Below are 23,564 nucleotides of genomic sequence, written 5' to 3'. Positions count from 1 at the left end.
GATGCAAGCATCAACCGGGCCGCTCTGCCTGCAGGAGCGCCAGCACGCCGTTCAGCGGCACCTGGGCCCAGTCGGCGCGGTTGTTGAGCTCGTAGCGCAGCTCGTACAGCGCCTTCTCCAGTTCGAACAGGGCGAGCAGCTCGGTGTCGATCTGCGCACTGCCATCGCCTGCCGCCTGCGAGTAGCCGTCCATGAAGGCCTCGCGCGTGGCCTGCTCCCATGCGGCGGCGGGCGGCGCCAGGTAGGCGGCTTCTTCCACGCTTTGCGCCACGCGGCGCAGGGCCGACCAGCGCGCGTAGTTGAAGGAGCGCAGCATGCCGGCCACATCGCGCAGCGGCGAGCCCTTGGCCCGGCGCTCGTCGAAGCTGCGGGCCGGCTCGCCCTCGAAATCGATGATGACGAAATCGTTGTCCCGCACCAGCACCTGGCCCAGGTGAAAGTCGCCGTGGTAGCGGCTCTTGATGCCGCCCTGCGTTTGCGGTTTGCGCGCCGCAATCGAAGCTTGGAGCGCATCTTCCATGGTGAGCAGCGCCTGGCCGTCGATCTGCGCCGGCGCCGGCAGTTGGCCCAGCCGGTCGCGCAAGAGCGAAAGCGTGGTGGCAACGTCGGCCCGGGCTTGCGCCGTGTAGCGGGCAATGTCTTCGGCCAGCAGCGGCTCGGGCTCGAAGGCCGCGGCGCCCGTGCGCATTGCCAGTGCCTTGTGCAGCTCGGCGGTGCGCCGGCCCAGCGTGGCCATGAGCGCCAGAAAGCCGCCGTGCGCGGCCAGCGGGTCGGGCAGCGCGCCGTTGGTGGTGGCAAAGTCGCGCAAAAAGCGCTCCAGGTAGCCCAGCGTGTGGTCCCAGCCATCGCCCTGGTTCGACACATACGACTGCACCATGGCCAGCGTCATGGTGCGGCCGTCGTTGGCGGTGTACTCGAGTGCTCCCAGCACCGGAACGCAGTGCGGGTAGTGCGCCACCTCGGTCAGGAAGCGGCCCATCTCCAGCTCGGGGTTCAGGCCTTCGCGCAGGTGGCGGTAGCCCTTGAGGAACAGGGTTTCGTTCACCGTGACCACCGTGTTGCTGCTCACGCCGCTCGGCCGCCCGACCGGCAGGCTGTCGATGTCGGCCTTGATGGCCGCAAATGCCGCCGTGGGGCGGAACCGCATCCGCCCGTGTGCGGTGTCCAGGTCCATGCCGGTGCGAATGGCCTGCAGCAGCGCACGGCAAAAGGCTTCGTCGTAGAAGGCGTCGCCCATCAGGCCCACTTGCGCCTGCTGCCGCACCTTGGCCACCGCGGCCTGCGCCACGCCGGCCATGCGCTCTTCGTCGCGCTCTTCCCAAGCCAGTGCCAGGGGCATGAAGTAGGTGGCGCCGCCGTGCGGGCCGTCGAGTTCGAGCAGCGGCAGCATCCAGCTTTGCGAGCCGGACTCCCACACCGCATGGTCCGCCAGCCGCGCACGTTCGATGGTGGTGCCCTTCGATGCGTACCAGCGCTGTATCTCGATGTGCCGCGGCAGCACCTCCTGCTCGAACTGCGCGCGCATGCGCTCCGACATGCCGATGCGCCACGGCATCACGCGGTCGCGGAAGAAGCTGGTCCAGCCGTCGAACAGCACCAGCGTGGGCCACTCCTGCAGCGCCACGCCTTCCTGGTGCCAGCTGGGCATTTCGGCGTCGGACGTGAGCCTGAACCAGTAGAACCCGTACGACGAGAGCGTGAGCAGGTACGGCAGCTCGCCAATGGGCGGAAACGGCGCGCGGCCCAGCATCTCGATGGGCACGCGGCCCTTGAAGGCCGAAAGGTCCAGCTCCACCGGCTGCGCGGCGCGCGAGAGGTTGAACACCGTCAGGATGATGTCGTCGCCGTATTCGCTCAGGTAGGCCAGGATCTTGCGGTTGCCCGGCTTCAGAAAGCGCCGCTTGCCGCGGCCGAAGGCATGGCTGGTCTTGCGCACGGCCAGCATGCGCTTGGTCCAGTTGAGCAGCGAGCTGCTGTCGCGCGCCTGCGCCTCCACGTTCAGGGCCTCATAGCCGAACATCGGGTCCATGATGGGCTGCAAGTACAGGCGCTGCGGGTCTGCGCGCGAGAAGCCGGCGTTGCGGTCGGGGCTCCACTGCATGGGCGTGCGCACGCCGTTGCGGTCGCCCACGAACACGTTGTCGCCCATGCCGATCTCGTCGCCGTAGTAGATGATGGGCGAGCCCGGCATCGACAGCAGCATGCCGTTCATGAGCTTTACGCGGTCGATGTCGTTTTCCATCAGCGGCGCAAGGCGGCGGCGAATGCCCAGGTTGATGCGCGCGCGCAGGTCGGCGGCATACATGGTGTACATGTAGTCGCGCTCCTTGCTGGTCACCATTTCGAGCGTGAGCTCGTCGTGGTTGCGCAAGAAGATTGCCCACTGGCAGCCCTCCGGAATGTCCGGCGTCTGCTGCATGATCTCGACGATGGGGTGCCGGTCTTCCTGCGCAATGGCCATGTACATGCGCGGCATGAGCGGAAAGTGATACGCCATGTGGCATTCGTCGCCGTCGCCGAAATACTCGCGCACGTCTTCCGGCCACATGTTGGCCTCTGCCAGCAGAAAGCGGTTCTTGTACTGCGCGTCGATGGCGGCGCGCAGCTTCTTGATCACCGCATGCGTTTCGGGCAAGTTCTCGTTGCTGGTGCCGTCACGCTCCACCAGGTAGGGAATGGCGTCGAGCCGGAAACCGTCCACCCCCATGTCGAGCCAGAAGCGCATCACCTTGAAGATGGCCTCCAGCACCGCCGGGTTGTCGAAGTTCAGGTCGGGCTGGTGGCTGAAGAAACGGTGCCAATAGTAGGCCTTGGCCACCGGGTCCCACGCCCAGTTCGATGTTTCGGTGTCGGTAAAGATGATGCGCGTGCCCTGGTAGATCTGGTCGGTGTCGCTCCACACATAAAAGTCGCGCTCGGGCGAGCCGGCCGGCGCGCGGCGCGCGGCCTGAAACCAGGGGTGGTCGCTCGAGGTGTGGTTGATGACCAGTTCGGTGATGACGCGCAGCCCCCGCTCGTGCGCGGCGTCGAGCATCTCGCGAAAGTCGTCGAGCGTGCCGTACTGCGGGTTCACGTCTTCGTAGGCCGAAATGTCGTAGCCGTCGTCGCGCAGCGGCGAGGGATAGAACGGCATCAGCCAGATGGTGTTGACGCCCAGCTCCTTCACATAGTCGAGCTTGGCCGTCACGCCCTTGAAGTCGCCGATGCCGTCGTTGTTGGAGTCGAAGAACGCCTTGACGTTGAGCTGGTAGATCACCGCGTCCCGGTACCACAGCGGGTCGTCGCTGATGTCGATCTCGACCGTTTCAAGCGCAATGTGGGAGACAGGTGCGTTCATGGTGGCGCGGCCTCACAGGAAGTAGTCGAAGTCGCGCTCGTCGCCATGGCGCCGCCGGACCACGAAGATGTGCGCGGGCACGCTGTGCGGATCGAGCCGGATGTAGTGCCACCCGCCCTGCCAGGTAAACCTCTGCCCGCTCAGCAGGTCATGCATCTGGAACGCGCGCGAACTGTCGATGCCGGCGCTTTGCGGATCGAACTGGAGCCAGCCCGACTGCACGTTGTGCGGGTCCAGGTTCACCACGGTCACGATCACGTTGTCGCCGCTCTCGGACACCTTGGCATAGGCCAGCAGCTGGTCGTTGTCGATCTGCAGAAAGCGCAGGCTCCGGTCCCATTGCAGCGCCGGGTTCTCGCGGCGGATGCGGTTCACCCGGGCGATGAAGGGCGCGAGGCTGCCGGGGTCGTCGTGGTTCCAGTGCCGCAGCTGGTACTTTTCGGAGTCGAGGTATTCCTCGCTGCCGGGCGAGCGCGGCAGGTGTTCGCGCAGTTCGAAGGCCGGCCCATAGATGCCGTAGTTGGCCGACAGCGTGGCGGCCAACACCAGCCGCGCCATGTACACCGAAGGCTCCCCGCCCTGCAGCTGCTCGTGCAGGATGTCGGGCGTGTTCGGCCACACGTTGGGCCTGAAGTAGTCGACGCCCGGCGCGGTCGAAAGCTCGGTGAAGTATTCAGTGAGCTCCTGCTTGGTGTTGCGCCAGGTGAAGTAGGTGTACGACTGCGAAAAGCCCAGCTTTGCCAGCCGGTGCATCACCTTGGGCCGCGTGAAAGCCTCGGCAAGGAAGATCACCTCGGGGTGCTCGCGCCGTATCTCCCCGATGGCCCATTCCCAGAACGGGAAGGCCTTGGTGTGCGGGTTGTCCACGCGGAAGATGCGCACGCCCTCGCCGATCCAGTGCTCGATCACGCTGCGCAGCTCCACCCACAGGCCGCGCCAGTCTTCGCTCTCGAAGTTGAAGGGATAGATGTCCTGGTACTTCTTGGGCGGGTTCTCCGCGTATTGCACGCTGCCGTCGGGCCGCCAGCGGAACCAGTCGGGGTGCGACTTCACGTAAGGGTGGTCGGGCGCGCACTGGAACGCGATGTCCAGCGCAATCTCCAGCCCGTGCGCGGTGGCTTGCGCATACAGGTGCCGAAAGTCTTCCGCTGTGCCAAGCGCGGGAAGAATCGACTTGTGCCCTCCCTCCGCGGCGCCAATGGCCCAGGGGCTGCCCACGTCGTCGGGGCCGCTCACCAGCGCGTTGTTGGGGCCCTTGCGCTGCACGCGGCCGATCGGATGAATCGGCGGAAAGTAGAGCACGTCGAAGCCCATGGCGGCGATGGCCGGCAGGCGGGCCTCCACGTCCTTGAAGGTGCCGTGCACGCCGGGCGTGGTGCCGGCCGAACGCGGGAACAGCTCGTACCAGGTGCTGAAGCGGGCGCGCTCGCGCTCGGCCTCCAGCGGCAGCTCGACCGCGTAGCGCACCTGGTGCCGGCGGTCGGGGTGGCGGCGCGCGAGCATGGCCAGCTCTTCGTCCAGCGCCAGCGCCTTCAGGGTTGACACCTCCGTGGCCGGGTGCGCGGCCACGGCATCGAGCTCGGTGGCCCAGCGCGCGAGCGCCTGCCGGTCCGCGCCCTCGGCCCGCTCGGCGGCCGCGGCCACTTCGAGCGCGCCCACCTGCGATGCGATGCGCACGTCGTCGGCGTCCACACGCCGCGCCATTTCGCTGCGCCACGATTCGAAGGGGTCGACCCATGCAACCACGGTGTAGAAGTAGCGCCCCAACGCAGGCGGCGAGAAGGCGGCCTCCCACACGTCGTTGACGAGCGGCTTCATCGGCACTTCGCGAAACTCGGTCTTGTCGTGCGGCCGCCAGCACAGCACCACGCGCAGCACGTCGTGGCCGTCGGTAAAGCAATGCGCCTTCACGCGCACCATTTCGCCCACGATGCATTTCACCGGGAAGCGGCCGTTGTCGACCGCCGGCAAGACGGCGTCGACCACGGCGCGGCGGTTGCCGTCGCTCATCTCGGGCATTCTCGAAGCTGCGGGCGTCTGCGGGGTTGCGAACAGTTTTTTCATGATGGCCGGTGCTCGAGAATCAGCGTGGAAAGCGGCGGCAAGGTCATGCACACCGACTGCATGCGGCCATGCGAGCGCACCGGCGCGGATTCCACACCGCCCAGGTTGCCCCAGCCAGAACCGCCGAACTCCACCGCGTCGGTGTTGATGAGTTCGCGCCAATGGCCGCCTTGCGGCACGCCCAGCACGTAGTTGGTTCGCGGCACCGGCGTCAGGTTGCTGACCACCAGCAGCGGCGGATGGCCGTCGCGCGCCTTGCGCACGAATGCGAACACGCTGCGCTCGGCGTCGTCCGCCACCACCCACTCGAAGCCCGATGGCGTGAAGTCCTGCTGGTAGAGCGCGGGCGCACCGCGGTACACCCGATTGAGCTGCGACACCAGCCGCTGCAGCCCCGAGTGCCCTTCGAGGTCGCACACCCACCATTCCAGCTCGCCGTCATGCGTCCATTCGCGGCGCTGGCCGAACTCGCCGCCCATGAACAGCAGCTTCTTGCCGGGGTGCGCCCACATGAAGCCGAACAGCGCGCGCAGGTTGGCAAACTGCTGCCAAGGGTCGCCCGGCATCTTGCCGAGCAGCGAGCCCTTGCCGTGCACCACCTCGTCGTGCGAGAGCGGGAGCACAAAGTTCTCGTGGAACGCATACACCAGCGAGAACGTCATCTTGTGATGGTGGTACTTGCGGTGGACGGGCTCTTCCTTCATGTAGGCGAGCACGTCGTGCATCCAGCCCATGTTCCATTTCTCGCCGAAGCCCAGGCCGTCCATGTCGGTGGGGCGCGAAACGCGCGGCCACGCGGTCGATTCCTCGGCCACGGTAATGGTGTCGGGGTGCTCGCGGTACACGGCGCGGTTCAGCGTCTGCAAGAAGTCGATGGCCTCGAGGTTCTCGCGCCCGCCGTGGCGGTTGGGAATCCACTCGCCGTGCTTGCGCGCGTAGTCGAGGTAGAGCATCGACGCCACCGCGTCCACCCGCAGCCCGTCCAGGTGGTAACGGTCGAGCCAGAAGAGCCCCGACGACACCAGGAAGCTGCGCACCTCGGCGCGGCCGTAGTTGAAGATGCTCGAATTCCACTCGGGGTGAAAGCCCTGGCGCGGATCGGCATGCTCGTAGAGGTGCGTGCCGTCGAAGAACGCGAGCCCGTGCTCGTCGGTGGGAAAGTGCGAAGGCACCCAGTCCAGCAGCACCCCGACGCCGTTCTGGTGCAGATGGTCGACAAGGTACATGAAGTCCTGCGGAGAGCCGAAGCGGGCCGTGGGCGCGAAGTAGCCGGTGGTCTGGTAGCCCCAGGAGCCGTAGAACGGATGCTCCGTCACGGGCATGAGCTCCACGTGCGTGAAGCCCATGTGCTTCACATAGGCCGCAAGCTCGTGCGCGATTTCGCGGTAGCCCATGAAGTGCCCGTCGCGTCGCCGCCAGGAGCCCAGGTGCACCTCGTAGACAGACATGGGCGCATCCAGCGCGTTGTGCGCGGCGCGCGTGGCCATCCATTCGCCGTCGTTCCATTCATACGAAAGCTCGCAAATGCGCGAGGCAGTGGCAGGCGGGTGCTCGGCGCAGAAGGCAAAAGGGTCGGCCTTGTCGACCGTGTACCCGCCAAAGCGCGAGCGGATGCGGTACTTGTAGGTCTGGCCCAGCGCCGCGTGGGGTGCATGGCCCAGCCAGATGCCCGTGCCGTCCGGAGACGGCGCCAGCGGATCGGCATCGCCGGACCAGTGGTTCCAGTCGCCGACCACGGAAACGGACTCCGCATTGGGCGCCCACACGGCAAAGCGGGCACCGCCCTCTTTCAAGAGGTGGCAACCCATCAGGTCGTACAAGCGGGAGTGCGTTCCTTCGCGGAACAGGTAGGCGTCTTGCGCCTCGGGCTCGGGTAGCTGCTGAGTCACTGGCACCGGTGTTCCTTGCTTGCTTGAAGGCCAGCGACCGGGTGTCCAAAGGAACACGCTCTCGGCAACCCAAAGGCCTGAGCACACAATTTGCAAAGAATTCGGGTCCGGCGGGTAAGGCTGAAACCTCCTTGCCGTGTCGGAGAGTTCCCCATAACGCGATGAGGGACGAAAAATGGCCGCGCCGCTCGCGCGGCTATTTCAGGCCGCGAGCGAGGCTGCCGGCCATGCGCCTTGCACTCCCGCGGAGCGCGGAAGAATGCGACGGGAGAAGTCGTCCACGGTCAGATTGATGGCCTGGTTGGGGTTGGCCCGGTACCGCTTGAGCGCCGCGGCGCCGATGTCGTCGAAGTGCGTCCTGCAGGTGTCTAGCAGCTGGTCGCCCAAGTTCCTGGTGCCGAACACGTCGTGCAGGGTTTCTTCCGAAATCTGCGCAATGATCCGCGCGCCGTCGGGACCGTCCGGATAGATTGCAAAGCGGACGGTCGCCGTGTCAAAGCAGTAGATGCCTTCGAAGTCCATGTCTGTCTCCTGTTTTCGCTTGTCTCTTGTGTAGTAGCGAGACGGATTCAGCGCGGAAGCACGCATGCGCTGTCATGGACTTCCGCGCATGTTCAGGAAGGATGCGGCCTACAAGCTTTGGGAAGGCCGTGAATCGTGGCTTTGGTGCAGCAAACCTTGCTGCAATCCGCGCCCGCGGCGCCCGCCGGCGAGCCAGTTTTTCAGGCCCATGTGGCGCGGTTTGCTGCTTTGCGGCGCCTCGCCCGGATAACGCACCCGCGCCAGTTCCTCGCGCCCTTTTTCGGTAATGGCAAGCACCTGCGCCGCGGGCTCGGCGCCCGACAGTTTCAGCGGGTCGGCGGGAGCCGGAACAAAGGCAATCACGAGTCCGGCCTGGCGAAGAATCCTGACCTCGTCGATCTCCTTGGGCGTCCGGAAAGACATGGGAAGGCGGGATGCGGCAATCTGCTTGAGCAGGTCCATCGACATGACAAATCTCCTCTAGGTTTGGAATGACGACTGACGATTTCGACGACGTTCGAATTAGGGCCGCCTTGCAGCGCTTCAAGGGGTCTGCTCGAAGGTCTTTTTTATCGCGCGGGGCAGGTTCATAGCGTCGAATCCCGCTACCGCCGAAGCTGCAAAAGGGGCTCTTGAAAAAAGCATGGCCGCGCCTATTTCGCTGATCGGAAGCGCTGGAGAGGCCTCCGGCGCTCCGTTCAACTTTCGAATGGAGGTTTTCGCCATGTACCGATCCTTGTTTCCGCGCGACATGTTCGCCGAGATGGATCGCCTGCAGCGCGAGATGCAGCAGGCCTTCGATCTGTCGCCCACCATCCGCGGCTTCGGCCGCAACGGCTTTCCTGCCCTGAACGTCGGCGGCACGCCGCAGACCGTGGAGATCTACGCGTTTGCGCCGGGTGTCGACCCGTCCAGCCTGGAAGTCAACCTGGAGCGAGGCCTGCTCAGCATCGCCGGCACGCGCAGCAACACGCTGCCCCAGGGCGATGCCAAGGCGGCCGTTCACATCAACGAGCGCTTCGAGGGCAGCTTCCGCAGGGTGCTGACCTTGCCCGACGACGCCGACCCCGACGCCGTGCAGGCCAAGTACCGCGACGGCGTGCTGCACATCACGGTGCAGCGGCGCGCCTCGTCGCAGCCCCGGCGCATCACCGTTCAGTGACAAGCAAAGAAAGGAGAGACGATCATGAACAGCACCACCACATCGCCTCGCGTCGCCGGATCGAAGGAGCTCGCCCGCAAGGAGGGCGCGCGCTACAGCGACGCCGCCCTGACGCCGCCGGTCGACGTGATCGAGGACAGCGGCGGCATCACGCTCTTTGCCGACCTGCCGGGCGTTTCGCGCGAGAAGCTCGGCCTGCACGTGGCGTCGGACACGCTGACCATCGAGGCGGAGTCCGACCTGGCCGTTCCGGAGGGGCTGGAATCCAGCCACACGGAGGTGGGCCTTGGCCGCTTCCGCCGCGTGTTCACGCTCAGCAAGGAACTGGACACGGCCGCGATCTCGGCTGAACTGAAGCAGGGTGTGCTGAAGCTGCGCATTCCCAAAGCCGAGCACGCCCAGCCGCGGCGCATCGAGATCCAGGCCGCATGAGAGCAGCGCGCATGAGAGCAGCCCGCCATGAGCCCATGCCCCGGAGGTGAGGAATGAGCGGTACCGAGTGCCTGGCGCGTTTGCGCGCCGACGCCGAAGCCCTGAGCCCGCGCGCGGCGCACATTGCGCTGGCGCTCCTGCCCGCCGTCGATCACCTGCCCGATGCATGGAAGGCGGGCTTGCGCAAGACGCTGACCCATCGCGCCAGCGCAACGCAGCCGCTCCCACCGACGGAATTCGATGCGATTCGCGTGACGGCCTCCAGCCTTCCGCATGCGTACCCCGAATGGGTGGTGACAGACCCCGAGCACCCGAAGGCCCGCGCGTTGATCGTCGAGGCCTGGGAGGTGGCGCAGCGCTATCGCTCGGGGCCGGGGCAGAGCACGCCTACGCCGATGTGAGCATCCCCCTACAGCGCCGGCGCTCGAGCAAACCTAAGGTGGCCGCAAGGACACCGAAATGGGATTCGAGTATTTCAGGAACCGGCAGCATGCGGGCCGCGTGCTCGCCCAGGAGCTGGCCATCTATGCCGTAAGGCCCGACGTGATCGTGCTGGCGCTGCCGCGCGGCGGCACGCCGGTGGCGTACGAAGTGGCCCAGGCGCTACAAGCGCCGCTGGACGTTCTGGTGGTGCGCAAGCTGGGCGTACCGGGCCACGAGGAATACGCCATGGGCGCCATTGCGAGCGGCGGCGAACAGGTGCTCGACCCAGAGCTTGTGCGCGAACTCGGCATTGGCGCCGAGGCGGTCGATGAAGTGGTGAGCAACGAACAGCATGAGCTCGAACGTCGCGAACGCGCCTTCCGCGGCAACCGGCCCGCGCCCGACCTGACAGGCCGCATCGTCATATTGGTGGACGACGGGCTTGCCACCGGCGCCACCATGCGCGTGGCCGTGCGCGCGGTGCGCAGGCAGGAGCCGGCCCGTGTCGTGGTCGCAGCGCCGGTCGCATCCCCCGAAGCCTGCGCGCTCTTGCAGGGCGAGGCGGACGATGTCGTTTGCGCCGAGATTCCCGACGCCTTCCTGGGAGTCGGCCGGTGGTACCTCGATTTTTCCCAGACCAGCGACGAGGAGGTGTGCCGCCTGCTCGAAGAAGCGAACCGCCCCCGCGCGCACCAGCCCGAGGACCCTGCACGATGAAGCCATCCGATATTTCGAAGGAAGCGGAAGCGCTGCGCTCGGCGGCGCACCCGATGGAAGGAAACCCCTGCGACCATGACGCCCTGCTCGACCTGATCGGCGATGCGCACTATGTGCTGCTTGGCGAAGCCTCGCACGGCACGCAGGAGTTCTATGCCGAGCGCGCCAGCATCACGCGGCGCCTGCTGGCCGAGAAGGGCTTCAACGCCGTGGCCATCGAAGGCGACTGGCCCGACGCCTATCGCGTGAACCGCTATGTCAGGGGGGCCAGCGATGACGCCGGCGCGGCCGAGGCGCTATCCGGCTTCCGGCGTTTTCCCACCTGGATGTGGCGCAACGAAGAGGTCGCGCGCTTCGTCGATTGGCAGCGCGCCTTCAACGACTCCGCACCGCCGCAGGGAAAAACAGGCTTCTACGGGCTCGACCTGTACAGCCTCTCGGGCTCCATGGAAGCGGTGCTCGCGTACTTCGAGCGAACCGATCCCGATGCGGCCCGGCTTGCGCGCGAACGCTACGGCTGCTTCGATCGCTTTGGCGACCGCGGCCAGATGTACGGCCTGATGGCCGGCGTCGGCAACACGGCCTCTTGCCAGCAGGCCGTGGTCGACATGCTGCTTGAAATGCGGCGTGCCGCCGGCGAGGCCTGGCGCAGCGGCAACACGGCCAATGAGGAAGACGCCTTCAACGCCGAGCAGAACGCGCGCCTCGTGAAAAATGCCGAGGCGTACTACCGCTCGATGTACCTGAGCGACGTTTCATCGTGGAACCTGCGTGACCGCCACATGGTCGAGACGCTGGGCGAAGTGGAGCGCCATCTCTGGCGCGGCAGCGAGCGCCCGAAGATCGTGGTGTGGGCCCACAACTCGCACCTGGGCGATGCGCGCGCCACCGAAATGGGCGAGGAGCGCGGCGAGCTCAACGTCGGCCAGTTGGTGCGCGAACGCCAGGGCCGCGACGCGGTGCTGGTGGGCTTTACCACCCATACCGGCACCGTGATGGCGGCCTCCGACTGGGGGGCGCCCGCCGAACGCAAGCAGGTTCTGCCCTCGCGGCCGGACAGCTACGAGGCCCTGATGCACCAGACCGGATTCGAACGCTTCATGCTGCCCTTGCGCGGCGAAGGGAGCCACCATTTCGCGCTGCGGGAGCAGCGGCTGGAACGCGCCATCGGCGTGATCTACCGGCCCGAGACCGAGCGGCAGAGCCACTACTTCTTTGCACGGCTGCCGGTGCAGTTCGACGCGCTGCTGCACATCGACCGGACCCAGGCGGTGGTTCCGCTGGACCGCCATGCCGCGCCCGACGACTCGGGCCTGCCAGAGACCTATCCGTCCGGCAAATAGCCTCCGTGTCGCACGTTCGCGCACGTGCGCTACTGCGCGACGATCACCCCTTCGAGCGGCTGCAGTGTGAGCTCTCCCTTCACCGCGCCCGTCCGGTCGGCATGGGTCGAAGCCAGCACCACGACTTCGTGCGGCAGCAGTTCGGCGCGGACCTGCGTTTCAGTGATACCGAAGTTCAGCAGCACTACCAGCCGCCGCGTGCCCGAGGTTCTTGCATAGGCCAGCACGTCGGCGCCCGCATCGAGCTGCTCGTGGCTGCCCTCGTGCAGCGCGGGCTCGTGCCGCCGCAACACAACCAGCCGCTTGTAGAGCTGCAGCATAGAGGCCGGATCGGCCATCTGCGCCTCCACGTTGCGCATGTGCCAGTCGCCGCCGAGCCGCAGCCAGGGCGTGCCGTCGGTAAAGCCGGCGGCGTGCGCGCGGCTCCACTGCATGGGCGTGCGCTGCGGGTCGCGCCCCAGGCCCTTGCCCGGCTCGTTCTTCTCGAACGGGTCCTGCACTTCCTCGGGCGGAATGGGAACGTCGGTCAGGCCGATCTCGTCGCCGTAGTAGAGCGTGGGCGTGCCGCGCAGCGTGAGCAGCAGCATGGCCGCGAGCCGCGCCCTCTCCTGCCCCACGCGGCTCGCAATGCGCGGCTTGTCGTGGTTGCCAAGCACCCAGTTGGGCGCCGCGCCGTGCGGCAGCGCCGCTTCGTAGTTGCGCACGATGCGATCGATTTCGGACGCATGCCAGGGCGCGGTGATGAGCTGGAAGTTGAACGGCAGCTGTACGCCCTGCAGCAGGCCTTCGGAGGTGGCGCCGTAGTAGGCCATGAGCCGTTCGAGCGGAAGATAAAGCTCGCCGATCAATACGCGCGCCGAGCTTTCATCGCTGAACTCATCCGCCACGCGGCGCATCTCGATGACGATGTCCTGCATCTCCGGGCGGTCGGTGGTGTAGAGCGCAAGCAGGCGGTGCGAAGGGTCCTGCCCCGGCTGGAAGGCCGGGTTCGGCGGGTTGTCCCGAAACAACTCATCCTTGATGAGGTGGTACAGCACGTCGATGCGAAAGCCGTCCACGCCGCGCCGCAGCCAGAAGCGCAGCACGTCGTACATGGCTTTGCGCACTTCGGGGTTGCGCCAGTTGAGGTCGGGCTGCTCCTTCAGGAACGAATGGCAGTAGTACTGCCCGCTGGCTTCATCGAAGGTCCACGCCGGCCCGCCGAAATTGCTGAGCCAGTTGTTGGGCGGCCCGCCGTCCGGAGCCGGGTCGCGCCACAGGTACCAGTCGCGCCTGGGGTTGTTGCGCGAGGCGCGGCTTTGCACAAACCACGGGTGCTGGTCCGACGTATGGTTGGGCACGAAGTCCAGCACCAGCTTGAGGCCCCGCGCCCTGCACTCGGCGGACAGCGCATCGAAGTCTTCCAGCGTGCCAAAGCGCGAATCGACGTTGCAGTAGTCGGAAATGTCGTACCCGAAGTCGGCCATTGGTGAGGGGTAGATAGGCGATATCCAGACAGCGTCCACGCCGAGCTCGACCAGATAATCAAGCCGCTTCTGTATGCCCCGCAAGTCGCCGATGCCGTCTCCGTCGCTGTCCTGGAACGAACGCGGATAGATCTGATAAACGATTCCGTTCTTCCACCAAGCATCGGCCGACATCGAGTTTCCTTTCGTGTTCTGTGTTGCGAGGCTTCCATTTTTAGGAGGTTCCCCCGGCATGATCAACGACCTTTGGTACAAGAACGCCGTGGTGTATTGCCTGTCGGTGGGAACCTTCATGGATTCCAACGGAGACGGCTGCGGCGACTTCGAAGGCCTGACACGGCGGCTGGAGTACCTTCACGGCCTTGGCGTGACAACGCTTTGGCTCATGCCGTTCCATCCATCGCCGGGGCGTGACGACGGCTACGATGTTTCGGACTATTACAACGTAGACCCCCGCTTCGGCACGCTCGGCGACTTCGTCGAGTTCACGCATTCGGCCGAGCAGCTCGGCATGCGCGTGCTGATGGATCTGGTGGTCAACCACACCTCGGACCAGCACCCCTGGTTTCAGGAGGCGCGCAAGAACCGGAAATCAAAATACCACGACTGGTATGTGTGGTCAGACAAGAAGCCGCCCCGCTTCACCGACGGTGTGGTCTTTCCGGGCGTGCAGAAATCGACCTGGACTTTCGACAAGCTCGCAAGGCGCTGGTACTTTCATCGCTTCTACGAATTCCAGCCCGACCTGAACACGGCCAATCCGCACGTGCAAGCCGAGATCCTGAAGATCATGGGCTTCTGGACGCAGCTGGGCGTGTCGGGCTTTCGAATGGATGCGGTGCCCTTTGTCATCGGCGCGAAGGGGCCGAAGGTCGTGTACCCCACCGAAAGGTTCGACATGCTGCGGCAGTTCCGCGAGCTGCTTCAGTGGCGCCGGGGCGACGCCATCATCCTGGCCGAAGCCAACGTGCTGCCCAAGACCAACATGGCGTACTTCGGCGACGAGGGCGAGCGGCTGCACATGATGTTCAACTTCCAGGTCAACCAGAACCTGTTCTATGCCATGGCGGTGGGTGACACACGGCCGCTGGTCAAGGCGCTGGAGGCCACGCGGGAGCGCCCTGCCACTTCGCAGTGGGTCATGTTCTTGCGCAACCACGACGAGCTCGACCTCGGGCGCTTGCGGCCCGCGCAGCGCAAGCGCGTGTTCGAGGCCTTCGGGCCCGACAAGGACATGCAGCTGTATGACCGCGGCATACGCCGCCGCCTGGCGCCGATGCTCGGCGGCAACCGGCGGCGGCTCGAGCTGGCCTACAGCCTGATGCTCACCCTGCCAGGCACGCCGGTGATGCGCTACGGCGACGAGATCGGCATGGGCGACGACCTGAGCCTGCCGGAGCGCAACTGCGCGCGCACGCCCATGCAGTGGTCCACCGAGAAGCAAGGCGGGTTCACCACCTCGTCCAAGCCGGTGCTTCCGGTGGTGACAGGCGGCGCCTACGGCTTCGAGCATGTGAACGTGGCGGCGCAGCGGCGCGACCCCGATTCGCTGCTCAACTGGATGGAGCGCGTGTTCCGCATGCGCAAGGAGGTGCCTGAGATCGGCTGGGGCGACTTCACCGTCATTCCCAACGAAGAGCACTCGGTGCTGGTGGTGCGCTATGAATGGCGCGGCAACGCGGTGGTCTTCGTCCACAATTTCGATGCGAACCCGCTGGAGATCAAGCTCGACGCCAAGGCGCTTGGCAAGCACGGCGGGCAACTCATCAATCTGCTGTCGAACGCGCACAGCCGCGCCAATGCGAAAGGAAAGCACTGCATGGTGATCGAGTCGTACGGCTACCGGTGGTTTCGCGTGGGTCCGCTGGACTACCTGCTCAAGCGCGACGAGATGTGAGCCCCCTACGGTTAACGCAGCGAGGTATGGGGGATTGCGCGAAGTACCCGAGACCCTGCTTCTGACACACTACATGCGCAACGCGGATTCCATCGCGGTGCCTGTCCACGACAATGAACACATCAGGTCTCCGGAAGATTCGCATCAACTTGAATACACGCCTCGGCATCGGCGTTGCCGCGGTGGTCCTGGCAGCCACGGCCGCCATCGGCACGGTGGCATTGCAGCTGGTCAAGGCCAGCATGCGGGCGTCGATCGAAAGCGAAGAGTTCGCGAGGCTGTCCGCCGTTGCAAACACGGTCGACCAGAAGTTCGTCAGCCGGCGCACCCTGCTCGAGACCTTTGCCACCAGCGTGGAGTCGAACGACTTCCAGGACACGGACGCACTGCAGGCCTTTCTTGAAAAGCACCAGCCACTGCACAAGGCCTTCAGCAACGTGGCGTTCTTCACCGCCGACGGCGACCTGATTGCCAGCCTCAATGGCGCGCAGCAGTCCGGCAGGGTGAACATCAAGGACCGCCCTTACTTCCAGAAAACGCTTGCGTCCAAGGCCAGCGTCATCTCCGAGCCCTACCTCAACCGGCTGAGCGGCCTGGCGCAGGTCGCCATTACCGAGCCCGTGCTGGACCCGGCCGGCAACGTGAAGTACGTGATCTCGGGCGCCCTGAACCTGAAGGACCGCAACCTGCTGGGCGAGCTTGCCGACGTGAAGTTCGGCGAAACGGGCTATCTGTTCATCACCAGCACGGAGGGCGTGGTGATCGACCACCCGCGCACCGAGCTCATCATCAACCAGACGGGCCTGAAGGGTGCCGGCAACCCCGAGATCGACCGCCCCGTCGAGGGCTACGAAGGCGCCGCGGAAGGCGTCAACCATGCGGGCGTGCACGGCCTTTATTCCTTCAAGCGCATACAGCAGACGAACTGGGTCATAGGTGCGATGTATCCCACCGCGGAAGCATTCGCCCGCATCGACGCCATCGAGCGTGCGGCCTGGGTGGGCGCGCTGGTGCTTGCTGTGATTGCCGGCGCCGTGGCGCTCGCGGTGGTGAGCTGGCAGCTTCGGCCCTTGCGCTATTTGCACCGGCACATGCTGGACGTTGACAACGCGGCGCTCGAAGGGACCATGCCCCGCACCTATCCGAACGACGAGATAGGCGATATTGCGCGAACCTTCGACGAATTGATGCGCCAGCGCAAGACGAGCGAGAAGTTCCTGCGCGACATCACCGACAACCTGCCGGCGCTGGTGTCGCACGTGGATGCGCAGGGCCGCTACACCTTCGTGAACGCCCCGCTCTGCAGAAAGCTCGATCGCGGCGCGGCGCAGCTGATCGGTCGCACGGCGCAGGTCATCGGCGAGAACGAGGCAGTGGACGCCGCCGTTCAGCGCGTGCTGGCCGGCGAGGCGGTCAGCTTCGAAAGCCGGGGCGACGCACGCCTTCGCGAGGAAGACCGCTTCTTCCAGACGGAGCTGATTCCCGACCGCGACCAAGCCGGGCAGGTGCGCGGCTACTACGCCATGACCTTCGACGTGACCGAGCGAAAGCGCATCGAGGTGAGCCTTGCGCACAGCGAAGCGCAGGTGCGCATCATTGCCGACAACATCCCGGCCCTGGTCTCGCATGTCGATTCGTCGCTGAGATACACCTTCGTGAATGCGAAGGTCAAGGCGCTGCACAAGGACAGGGCCATGATCGGCCGCTCGATGCCCGAGGTGCGCGGCGCCGACGATTTTTCGGTGGTCGAAGATTCCTACCAGCGCGCGCTTGCCGGCGAAACCGTGGTCATCGAAAAATCCGGCGATCCGGCGCTGGGCATCGGCCACCGGACCTTCAAGGCGCACTACATCCCCGACCAGGACGCGAACGGCGTGGTGCAAGGCGTGTTCGCCATGACCTTCGACATCACCGACGAGGTGAACATCCGCAAGGCCCTGACCGAGCAGCAGAAGCGGCTGCGCGACGTGACCGACAACATTCCCGCGCTGGTGGGCTACTTCGACAACGACGAGAACTGCCTGTTCGCGAACGTGCGGGCACGGCGGATGGCGGGCCTGGACGACGGCCCGCTCACCGGCGTAAACCTGCACAGGGCCGTGGGCGACACGGTGTACCGGCAGCAGCAGCCCTACCTTCCCATGGTGCGCGAGGGCAAGGCGGTGAGGTTTCCGGTGCGCACGCCGCTGCATGGCAAGACCGGCTACTTCCAGGTCAACCTCATTCCCGACAAGGACCTGGATGGCAAGGTGCTGGGCTTCTATCTCATGACCTTCAACATCACGGCGCTGAAGAAGGCCGAGGTGCGGCAGGCCGAAAGCGAGATGCGCCTGCGCACCATCACGGACAACCTGCCGGCGCTCATCACCTACATCGACCGCGAGGAGAAGATCACCTTCGCCAACGCCACCTACCGCGAATGGCTGGGCGTGGAGCCTTCCAAGATCCTGGGCCACCACATCAGCGATGTGGCGGGGCCCGAGCTGTATCTCTCGCGCAGGCCCATGATCCAGCGCGCGCTGGCGGGCGAGCGGGTCGAGTTCGAAGCCCAGACCCTCACGCAGGGCGGGGAGCGCACCACGCGCGTGAGCTACGTGCCCGACACCGGGGCCGACGGCGTCACGCGCGGCATTTTTTCGCTGAGCCTCGACATCAGTGCGCTGAAGGCGGTGGAGCGCAAGCTGATCGACCTGGCGCGGGTGGACACGCTCACAGGCCTGGCCAACCGGCTCGCGTTCAACGAGTTCTTGCCCGGTGCCATTGCCCGCGCCCAGCGCACGCAAAGCGCGCTGGCAGTGCTGTTTCTCGACATCGACCGCTTCAAGACCATCAACGACACGCTCGGCCACGCCACCGGCGACGGCGTGCTGGTGGAATACGCCCGCCGCCTGCTGGCCAGCGTGCGAGCCACCGACACCGTGGCCCGCCTCGCGGGCGACGAGTTTGTGGTGGTGCTCGAGAACCTGCAGGCGAAAGAAGCGGCCGCCGCCATTGCGCGGAAGATCATCGATCAGATCGGGGGCGCACCGTTCGAACTCGACGGGCAGCGCCTTCGGGTTACCACCAGCATCGGTGTGGCGTTTCATCCGGCGAGCGAAGCGCCCGCCACACCGTCGGAACTGCTCGCGCGCGCCGACACCGCGCTGTACCGCGCCAAGTCCGCGGGGCGCAATACCTACGGTTTTTCCGATTGACGCGCTTCAATTGAGAAATTGAGAACTTTGGTAGTGACGCGGCATTGCACCGAGCCTTCGCACGGGGTGTGCTCCTGCTGACAAGCCTGCCTGTGCACCCCAGAATCACCGCAACAGGAGATTCAATTCAATGTCGCCCACCGAAGTCGTCACGCCCGAGCAGTTGCTGCACGCCCTGGAAGTTCAAAGCCGCATGCCGATCTTGCGCATCGGCCAGGCGCTGATGGCCCTGGGCGCGGTGACCGAGGAGCAGTTGCGCGAAGGCCTGGCGCAGCAGCAGCTCGACCGCAGCGTGCCGCTGGGCGAAACGCTGGTCCGCATGGGCGTGGTCACCCGCGAGCAGCTGAAGGCCGCGCTGGTCCGAAAGATGGGTTATCCGCTGGTCAACCTGCACCTGTTCCCGGTCGCAGTCGACGCCTTGCGCACGATCAGCCACGGGGTGGCCCGGCGCCTGCAGGTAATGCCGCTCATGATCCACCAGGGCCGCCTCATCCTTGCCATGGACGATCCGGCCAGCCGGCATGCGGCCATCGATGAAGTCGAGTTCATCTCGCAGATGAAGGTGGTGCCGGTGATCGGCGAATGCCTTGTTCTGGACACGGTGCTCTACAAGGCCTACGGAAAGATCGGCAACGACACCATCCTCGACCCGACCATCGTGCACGACCCCTCGCGGCCGCTCGACTTCGAGCCGGCCGCCACCAGCGAGCTCCTGGTCACACTCGAAAAAGAGCGCCCCACTCCCACGCTCGAAGAAGAAAAAGCCATTGAGCAATCGGACAACTCGCTGGTGCGAATGATCAACAGCATGATCGTCGATGCGCACCGCGAGGGCGTGTCCGACATCCACATCGAAAGCTATCCGGGCAAGGAAAAGACGCGCATCCGGTTTCGGCGCGACGGGCGTCTGCACACGCACCTGGAGCTGCCGGCCAGCTACCGCAACGCGGTGGTCGCGCGCGTGAAGATCATGTGCGACCTGGACATCAGCGAAAAGCGCAAGCCGCAGGACGGCAAGATCAACTTTGCCAAGTATTCGCCGCAGCACCGCATCGAGCTGCGCGTGGCAACCATCCCGACCAGCAACGGTCTTGAAGACGTGGTCATGCGCATCCTGGCATCGGCCAAGCCCATTGCGCTGGAGCAGCTCGGCCTTTCGCAGCACAACCTGTCGGAGTTCACCAAGGCGGTGGAGCGCCCCTATGGCATGGTGCTTTGCGTGGGCCCCACGGGCTCGGGCAAGACCACCACGCTGCACTCGGCCCTCATGCACATCAACACGCCGGAACGAAAGATCTGGACGGCCGAAGACCCCATCGAAATTACACAGCCGGGCCTGCGGCAGGTGCAGGTCAACCCACGCATCGAATGGACTTTTGCCAAGGCGCTGAGGGCCTTCGTGCGTGCGGACCCGGACGTGATCATGGTCGGCGAAATCCGCGACGAGGAAACCGCCAAGACCGCCATCGAGGCCTCGCTGACGGGCCACCTGGTGCTGTCGACGCTGCACACCAACAGCGCTCCCGAAACCGTGACCCGGCTGCTGGACATGGGCATGGACCCGTTCAACTTCGCCGATTCGCTTTTGGCCGTGCTGGCCCAGCGGCTGGTGCGCCGCCTTTGCAGCCACTGCGTAACGAGCCGGCCGATGCGCCCCGAGGAAGTCGAGGAACTGCTGTCCGACTACATGCACTCGTTCGGCGCGCACGACACCCCGGCCGAACGCGAGTCGGTACGCCATGGCTGGCACCGCCACTACGGGCAGGACGGCCAGCTGCTCGCCTATGCAAGCACCGGGTGCAAGCACTGCGACAACACCGGCTTCCAAGGACGCGTGGGCATCCACGAGCTGATGGTGATCTCGAAAACGCTGCGGCGGCTGGTGCAGGGGGGCGCCCGTGCCGAAGAGCTGCAGGAAGCGGCGCTGCGCGAAGGCATGCGCACCCTGCGGCAGGACGGCATCGAAAAGGTTCTTGCCGGAAAGACCACCATCGAGGAGGTCCGCGCGACCAGCAACGTCTGAGTCAGCGCCGCGTTCGGTTGCGGCCCGTCACGGCATGGCTGTCCGCTTCAGGCGGCGTCCCATGCCACCGCCGGCAGCATGGCCACGGCGGGCCGGGCAAACAGGTAGCCCTGGAACAGGCCTACGCCCAGCGCCTGGAGCGCGTGCACTTCGTCAGAGCTTTCGACGCCCTCGGCCACCACCCGGATGCCAAGTTCCGTGCAGGTGCCGACAAAGCCTTTGACGATGCTGAGCCGCACGGGATCGGTGTGGATGTTGCGCACCAGGCCCATGTCGACCTTCACCACATCGGGCTGAAAGCCGGCCAGGAGTTCGAAGCCGGCATAGGCGGCGCCGAAGTCGTCGATGGCCGAAGTGAAGCCGAAGGCCTTGTGGGCATGAAAGGCGGCGGCAAGCCCCGGCAGATCGGCCACGTGTTCGCACTCGGCAATCTCGAACATCAGGCGATGCAGCGGAAAGTTGCACCGCCGGGCCGTGTCCATGGCGGTATGGAAGCACTCGGTGCGCTCGGTGAGATCGTTGGGCCACACATTGAGACTGAGCTTCGATTCCATGCCCAGCGCGGAAGCCGTCTCGATGGCCTTGATGCGGCAGGCCTCGTGAAACGCGAACCGGTGCCGCGGACTCACGCGCGAAAGCACCTGGACTGCCCCTTCTCCCGAGGTGCCGCGCACCAGCGCCTCGTGCGCGAAGATCTCGCGCCGCTCGAAGTCCACGATCGGCTGGAAGGCCATCACAAACCCGGCATTGGAGCCGGGAAAGCTGGCATTGGCCGCTGTTTCGGTAGTCACTGGTGTGGATTCTCGCGGGGGAGAGTGATGTTAATTACTTTTACCTACAACGCGGACGATAGCGCATAAATGTAACCCGCCGATCAGTCGATACCCTTTTGAGCCAACTGGCAAGTGCGTTCGGCAATGGCCAGCCTCTTGGCTTCATCGTAGCCATGGGCCTTGATGGAGAACGCCTTGCTCACGCTGCCCTTCCCTGCGGTGTAGGTAATGGCCAGCCAATAACCGGGGTGGTCGGGCCGGGGCTGCTTGTAGTGCACGCCGCTGACGCCGCTGGAATTCGACTTGCGAAGGATCTCGGAGCGGGAGCGCTTGCGCGGCGCGGGAGCCGCGGTCGGCCCGCTTGCGGATTTGCGGATCGACTCTTCGGCAGGATGGAGGGCCGCCAGGCCGGTCATGTGCTTCAACTGCTTCGCCCGCTCCTCGATGGCCATGGTGCGCGCCGCGTCGCCCCAGCTGTGAATCGGAAAGTTGGCGCGCAGTATTTCTTCGGCCGCGATGTAGGTCTTGGCAAGCCACGACAGCCCTCTTCCGTCGGGCGACACCAGGCAGAAGACGCCCGTCACTCCGGTGGTGTTGTTCGCCCGTTGCTTTTCCGCCCGCTCGCGCCGCGTGGGCGGCGGCACGCTCCTCACGACGGCATCGCGCCATTCCTGCGCACGCCGCAGCGCATGCTCCGCGCCGCCGTAGCTGCCGTTGCCGAACTGCTGGAAGTACCGGACCCCGCGCCGGACGATGGAAACCTCGAAGCCCCACGGGCGGGCATAGATCCCATACATGGGCGCTGGATTGGGAACACCTTTGGGCATTGGCGAGAATTCTAGGAGGGCAAGTCGAGTTCGATCCACACCGGCGCATGATCGCTCGCGCCGGGCCGGCCGCGCACCTCGCGGTCTACGTTCGCGTCGACCAGGAGGGGCGCGAGTTCCGCGTTCAGCAGCAGGTGGTCGATGCGCAGCCCCGCATTGCGCGGCCAGCGGTTGCGCCAGTAGTCCCAGTAGGTGTAGATCGCCTCGCCCGGGTGGCGGGTCCGGATCGCGTCGGTCCACCCCTGGGCCAGCAGGCGCGCAAAGGCGGCGCGGCTTTCGGGCTGCAGCAGCGCGTCATTGCGCCACGAGGCCGGGTTGTAGATGTCCGCGTCGGTCGGCACCACGTTGAAGTCGCCGGCCAGCACGACCGGCAGCCCGCAGCCGTAGAGGCGCTGCGCATGGGCATTGAGCCGCTCGAACCATTCGAGCTTGTAGTCGAACTTGGGGCCGGGCTGCGGATTGCCGTTGGGCAGGTACAGGCAACCGACCACCACGCCGTTCACCACCGCTTCGAGATAGCGGCTCTGGCTGTCTTCGGAGTTTCCGTCGAGCCCGCGGCCGGTTTCGATCGGCTCCCTTCCGCGCGCGAGGATGGCCACGCCGTTCCATGAACGCTGGCCATGGAACAGCACGCCGTAGCCCGCCTCGCGGATGGCCGCCGCGGGAAAGTTGGCGTCGGGAGACTTGAGTTCCTGCAGGCAGGCGACGTCGGGGCGGGACTCGTCAAGCCACTCGAGCAGGCGTGGAAGCCGACTGTTGATGCCGTTTACGTTGAAGGTCGCAATCTTCACGGGCGCTGCATGAAACAAGAAGCAAGTGGCCGGATCATGACCCGAAAGCTGCGCTGGTCTTGTCGGAGAACACGCCCTGCAGTGCCGGAAGCGTGCGAGCAGTACCCAAAAACAACGGCGAGAAGTGTGAACTACGACGCGACCGGCACGTCGGCGCCCGCAAATCCCGGCCTGTAATGAGCTGACATCGAACGACTACATCAGGGGAAACCGTGCGCCTGAATTGCCGAGGTCGCTCGCTCGAAACACAAGGCACAACAGCCAAGGGAAACACCATGACCATCAACCCCGAATTGCGAACCAAATTGACGCACTGCCCGCGGCCGGCCGACGCTGGAGAGCACGTTGTTCGGCGCAACGGCGATCCGGCAGGGAATGAACTCTCGAAGAAGGCCGCATGAGCAAGTCCACGCCCGTTGCTCAACCCAGGACTTCTGCCTGGCGCAACCCCTTTGGCCTTGCGTTGGTGGCTTACTACCTTGTCATGGCCGTTGTGGGTCTGCTGATTCCCGACGACATCCTCCGGGTCAATGGATGGGCTCGGGACTTCAGCGATTTCATGGCTTCCGTCGTTCCTCAGATCGATCGCATCACGGCGCTGAACATCAAGCCCGACATGAATCGCTTGGCGGTCTCAAATCCCAAGTGCAACGATGGATTGGATGTCGACATTCTGGTTGAAACAGTCCTCGAAGAGGACTTGG

19 protein-coding genes are annotated in these 23,564 nt (G+C 65.4%); 10 read left to right on the top strand and 9 right to left on the bottom strand.

Going from position 1 to position 23,564, the window contains the following annotated elements:
- Nucleotides 1-10: 10 nt before the first annotated feature.
- From treS to V9L21_RS25685, 5 genes are all read right to left on the bottom strand, one after another.
- The gene (gene treS / locus V9L21_RS25705) at nt 11-3,337 is read right to left on the bottom strand and encodes a maltose alpha-D-glucosyltransferase (RefSeq protein WP_337315613.1); all 3,327 of its coding nucleotides are present in this window, start codon (nt 3,335-3,337) and stop codon (nt 11-13) included.
- A 12-nt stretch (nt 3,338-3,349) separates the two neighbouring features.
- Nucleotides 3,350-5,401, bottom strand: coding sequence for an alpha-1,4-glucan--maltose-1-phosphate maltosyltransferase (locus tag V9L21_RS25700; protein WP_337315612.1), 2,052 nt, complete (start codon nt 5,399-5,401; stop codon nt 3,350-3,352).
- Complete coding sequence (gene glgB, locus V9L21_RS25695; protein WP_337315611.1) at nt 5,398-7,296, bottom strand: 1,4-alpha-glucan branching protein GlgB; 1,899 nt, start codon at nt 7,294-7,296, stop codon at nt 5,398-5,400. The genes V9L21_RS25700 and glgB overlap by 4 nt, the downstream gene beginning before the upstream one ends.
- Before the next feature lie 195 nt (nt 7,297-7,491).
- On the bottom strand, nt 7,492-7,812 hold the full coding sequence (locus V9L21_RS25690) for a hypothetical protein (protein WP_337315610.1): 321 nt from the start codon (nt 7,810-7,812) through the stop codon (nt 7,492-7,494).
- 108 nt (nt 7,813-7,920) lie between these two features.
- Complete coding sequence (locus V9L21_RS25685) at nt 7,921-8,280, bottom strand: hypothetical protein (protein WP_337315609.1); 360 nt, start codon at nt 8,278-8,280, stop codon at nt 7,921-7,923.
- 256 nt (nt 8,281-8,536) lie between these two features.
- Here V9L21_RS25685 and V9L21_RS25680 point away from each other — a divergent pair, with 256 nt between their 5' ends.
- Genes V9L21_RS25680 through V9L21_RS25660 form a run of 5 tightly spaced genes read left to right on the top strand, consistent with a single transcriptional unit; the run spans nt 8,537 to nt 11,889 of the window.
- Nucleotides 8,537-8,974 carry an Hsp20/alpha crystallin family protein gene (locus V9L21_RS25680; RefSeq protein ID WP_258505612.1) on the top strand — a complete coding sequence of 146 codons (438 nt, stop codon included), beginning with the start codon at nt 8,537-8,539 and terminating at the stop codon, nt 8,972-8,974.
- Nucleotides 8,975-8,998: 24 nt separating this feature from the next.
- Nucleotides 8,999-9,406 (top strand): Hsp20/alpha crystallin family protein, encoded by a 408-nt coding sequence (locus V9L21_RS25675; protein WP_337315608.1) that lies wholly within the window; start codon nt 8,999-9,001, stop codon nt 9,404-9,406.
- A gap of 53 nt (nt 9,407-9,459) precedes the next feature.
- Nucleotides 9,460-9,807: a hypothetical protein gene (locus V9L21_RS25670; RefSeq protein ID WP_337315607.1), complete on the top strand. Its 348-nt coding sequence runs from the start codon at nt 9,460-9,462 to the stop codon at nt 9,805-9,807.
- A 58-nt stretch (nt 9,808-9,865) separates the two neighbouring features.
- Nucleotides 9,866-10,546: a phosphoribosyltransferase gene (locus tag V9L21_RS25665; protein WP_337315606.1), complete on the top strand. Its 681-nt coding sequence runs from the start codon at nt 9,866-9,868 to the stop codon at nt 10,544-10,546.
- Nucleotides 10,543-11,889: an erythromycin esterase family protein gene (locus V9L21_RS25660; RefSeq protein ID WP_337315605.1), complete on the top strand. Its 1,347-nt coding sequence runs from the start codon at nt 10,543-10,545 to the stop codon at nt 11,887-11,889. The genes V9L21_RS25665 and V9L21_RS25660 overlap by 4 nt, the downstream gene beginning before the upstream one ends.
- Before the next feature lie 29 nt (nt 11,890-11,918).
- Here V9L21_RS25660 and V9L21_RS25655 read toward each other — a convergent pair whose 3' ends face one another.
- Nucleotides 11,919-13,529, bottom strand: a complete 1,611-nt coding sequence (locus tag V9L21_RS25655; RefSeq protein ID WP_337315604.1) for an alpha-amylase family glycosyl hydrolase — start codon at nt 13,527-13,529, stop codon at nt 11,919-11,921.
- 58 nt (nt 13,530-13,587) lie between these two features.
- Here V9L21_RS25655 and V9L21_RS25650 point away from each other — a divergent pair, with 58 nt between their 5' ends.
- From V9L21_RS25650 to V9L21_RS25640, 3 genes are all read left to right on the top strand, one after another.
- On the top strand, nt 13,588-15,252 hold the full coding sequence (locus tag V9L21_RS25650) for an alpha-amylase family protein (RefSeq protein ID WP_337315603.1): 1,665 nt from the start codon (nt 13,588-13,590) through the stop codon (nt 15,250-15,252).
- 113 nt (nt 15,253-15,365) lie between these two features.
- On the top strand, nt 15,366-18,446 hold the full coding sequence (locus V9L21_RS25645; RefSeq protein WP_443305622.1) for a PAS domain-containing protein: 3,081 nt from the start codon (nt 15,366-15,368) through the stop codon (nt 18,444-18,446).
- A 130-nt stretch (nt 18,447-18,576) separates the two neighbouring features.
- On the top strand, nt 18,577-20,469 hold the full coding sequence (locus tag V9L21_RS25640) for a GspE/PulE family protein (RefSeq protein ID WP_337315601.1): 1,893 nt from the start codon (nt 18,577-18,579) through the stop codon (nt 20,467-20,469).
- A gap of 47 nt (nt 20,470-20,516) precedes the next feature.
- Here V9L21_RS25640 and V9L21_RS25635 read toward each other — a convergent pair whose 3' ends face one another.
- The 3 genes from V9L21_RS25635 to V9L21_RS25625 form a co-directional block, all read right to left on the bottom strand.
- Nucleotides 20,517-21,260 (bottom strand): EAL domain-containing protein, encoded by a 744-nt coding sequence (locus V9L21_RS25635; RefSeq protein WP_337315600.1) that lies wholly within the window; start codon nt 21,258-21,260, stop codon nt 20,517-20,519.
- 83 nt (nt 21,261-21,343) lie between these two features.
- Nucleotides 21,344-22,069, bottom strand: coding sequence for an AP2 domain-containing protein (locus V9L21_RS25630; RefSeq protein WP_337315599.1), 726 nt, complete (start codon nt 22,067-22,069; stop codon nt 21,344-21,346).
- An 11-nt stretch (nt 22,070-22,080) separates the two neighbouring features.
- Nucleotides 22,081-22,860 (bottom strand): exodeoxyribonuclease III, encoded by a 780-nt coding sequence (locus tag V9L21_RS25625; RefSeq protein ID WP_337315598.1) that lies wholly within the window; start codon nt 22,858-22,860, stop codon nt 22,081-22,083.
- A gap of 275 nt (nt 22,861-23,135) precedes the next feature.
- Between V9L21_RS25625 and V9L21_RS25620 the strand changes: the two genes are divergently transcribed.
- Nucleotides 23,136-23,261, top strand: coding sequence for a hypothetical protein (locus V9L21_RS25620; protein WP_337315597.1), 126 nt, complete (start codon nt 23,136-23,138; stop codon nt 23,259-23,261).
- On the top strand, nt 23,258-23,564 hold a 307-nt coding region (locus tag V9L21_RS25615; RefSeq protein ID WP_337315596.1), incomplete at its 3' end, for a hypothetical protein. The genes V9L21_RS25620 and V9L21_RS25615, both read left to right, overlap by 4 nt.

Origin of the sequence: Variovorax sp. CCNWLW235, assembly GCF_037204085.1 — a bacterium.
Classification (GTDB): domain Bacteria; phylum Pseudomonadota; class Gammaproteobacteria; order Burkholderiales; family Burkholderiaceae_C; genus Variovorax.
This window is presented reverse-complemented; position numbering and strand designations above follow the sequence as displayed.

Excerpts from the sequence above, each read along its gene's own strand:
- V9L21_RS25690 (WP_337315610.1), bottom strand. The coding sequence starts at position 7,812 with ATGGACTTCGAAGGCATCTACTGCTTTGACACGGCGACCGTCCGCTTT.
- V9L21_RS25620 (WP_337315597.1), top strand. The coding sequence starts at position 23,136 with ATGACCATCAACCCCGAATTGCGAACCAAATTGACGCACTGCCCGCGG.
- V9L21_RS25700 (WP_337315612.1), bottom strand. The coding sequence starts at position 5,401 with ATGAAAAAACTGTTCGCAACCCCGCAGACGCCCGCAGCTTCGAGAATG.
- V9L21_RS25670 (WP_337315607.1), top strand. The coding sequence starts at position 9,460 with ATGAGCGGTACCGAGTGCCTGGCGCGTTTGCGCGCCGACGCCGAAGCC.
- V9L21_RS25645 (WP_443305622.1), top strand. The coding sequence starts at position 15,366 with ATGAACACATCAGGTCTCCGGAAGATTCGCATCAACTTGAATACACGC.
- treS (WP_337315613.1), bottom strand. The coding sequence starts at position 3,337 with ATGAACGCACCTGTCTCCCACATTGCGCTTGAAACGGTCGAGATCGAC.
- V9L21_RS25630 (WP_337315599.1), bottom strand. The coding sequence starts at position 22,069 with ATGCCCAAAGGTGTTCCCAATCCAGCGCCCATGTATGGGATCTATGCC.
- V9L21_RS25675 (WP_337315608.1), top strand. The coding sequence starts at position 8,999 with ATGAACAGCACCACCACATCGCCTCGCGTCGCCGGATCGAAGGAGCTC.
- V9L21_RS25655 (WP_337315604.1), bottom strand. The coding sequence starts at position 13,529 with ATGTCGGCCGATGCTTGGTGGAAGAACGGAATCGTTTATCAGATCTAT.
- V9L21_RS25660 (WP_337315605.1), top strand. The coding sequence starts at position 10,543 with ATGAAGCCATCCGATATTTCGAAGGAAGCGGAAGCGCTGCGCTCGGCG.
- V9L21_RS25680 (WP_258505612.1), top strand. The coding sequence starts at position 8,537 with ATGTACCGATCCTTGTTTCCGCGCGACATGTTCGCCGAGATGGATCGC.
- V9L21_RS25640 (WP_337315601.1), top strand. The coding sequence starts at position 18,577 with ATGTCGCCCACCGAAGTCGTCACGCCCGAGCAGTTGCTGCACGCCCTG.
- V9L21_RS25650 (WP_337315603.1), top strand. The coding sequence starts at position 13,588 with ATGATCAACGACCTTTGGTACAAGAACGCCGTGGTGTATTGCCTGTCG.
- V9L21_RS25665 (WP_337315606.1), top strand. The coding sequence starts at position 9,866 with ATGGGATTCGAGTATTTCAGGAACCGGCAGCATGCGGGCCGCGTGCTC.
- V9L21_RS25685 (WP_337315609.1), bottom strand. The coding sequence starts at position 8,280 with ATGTCGATGGACCTGCTCAAGCAGATTGCCGCATCCCGCCTTCCCATG.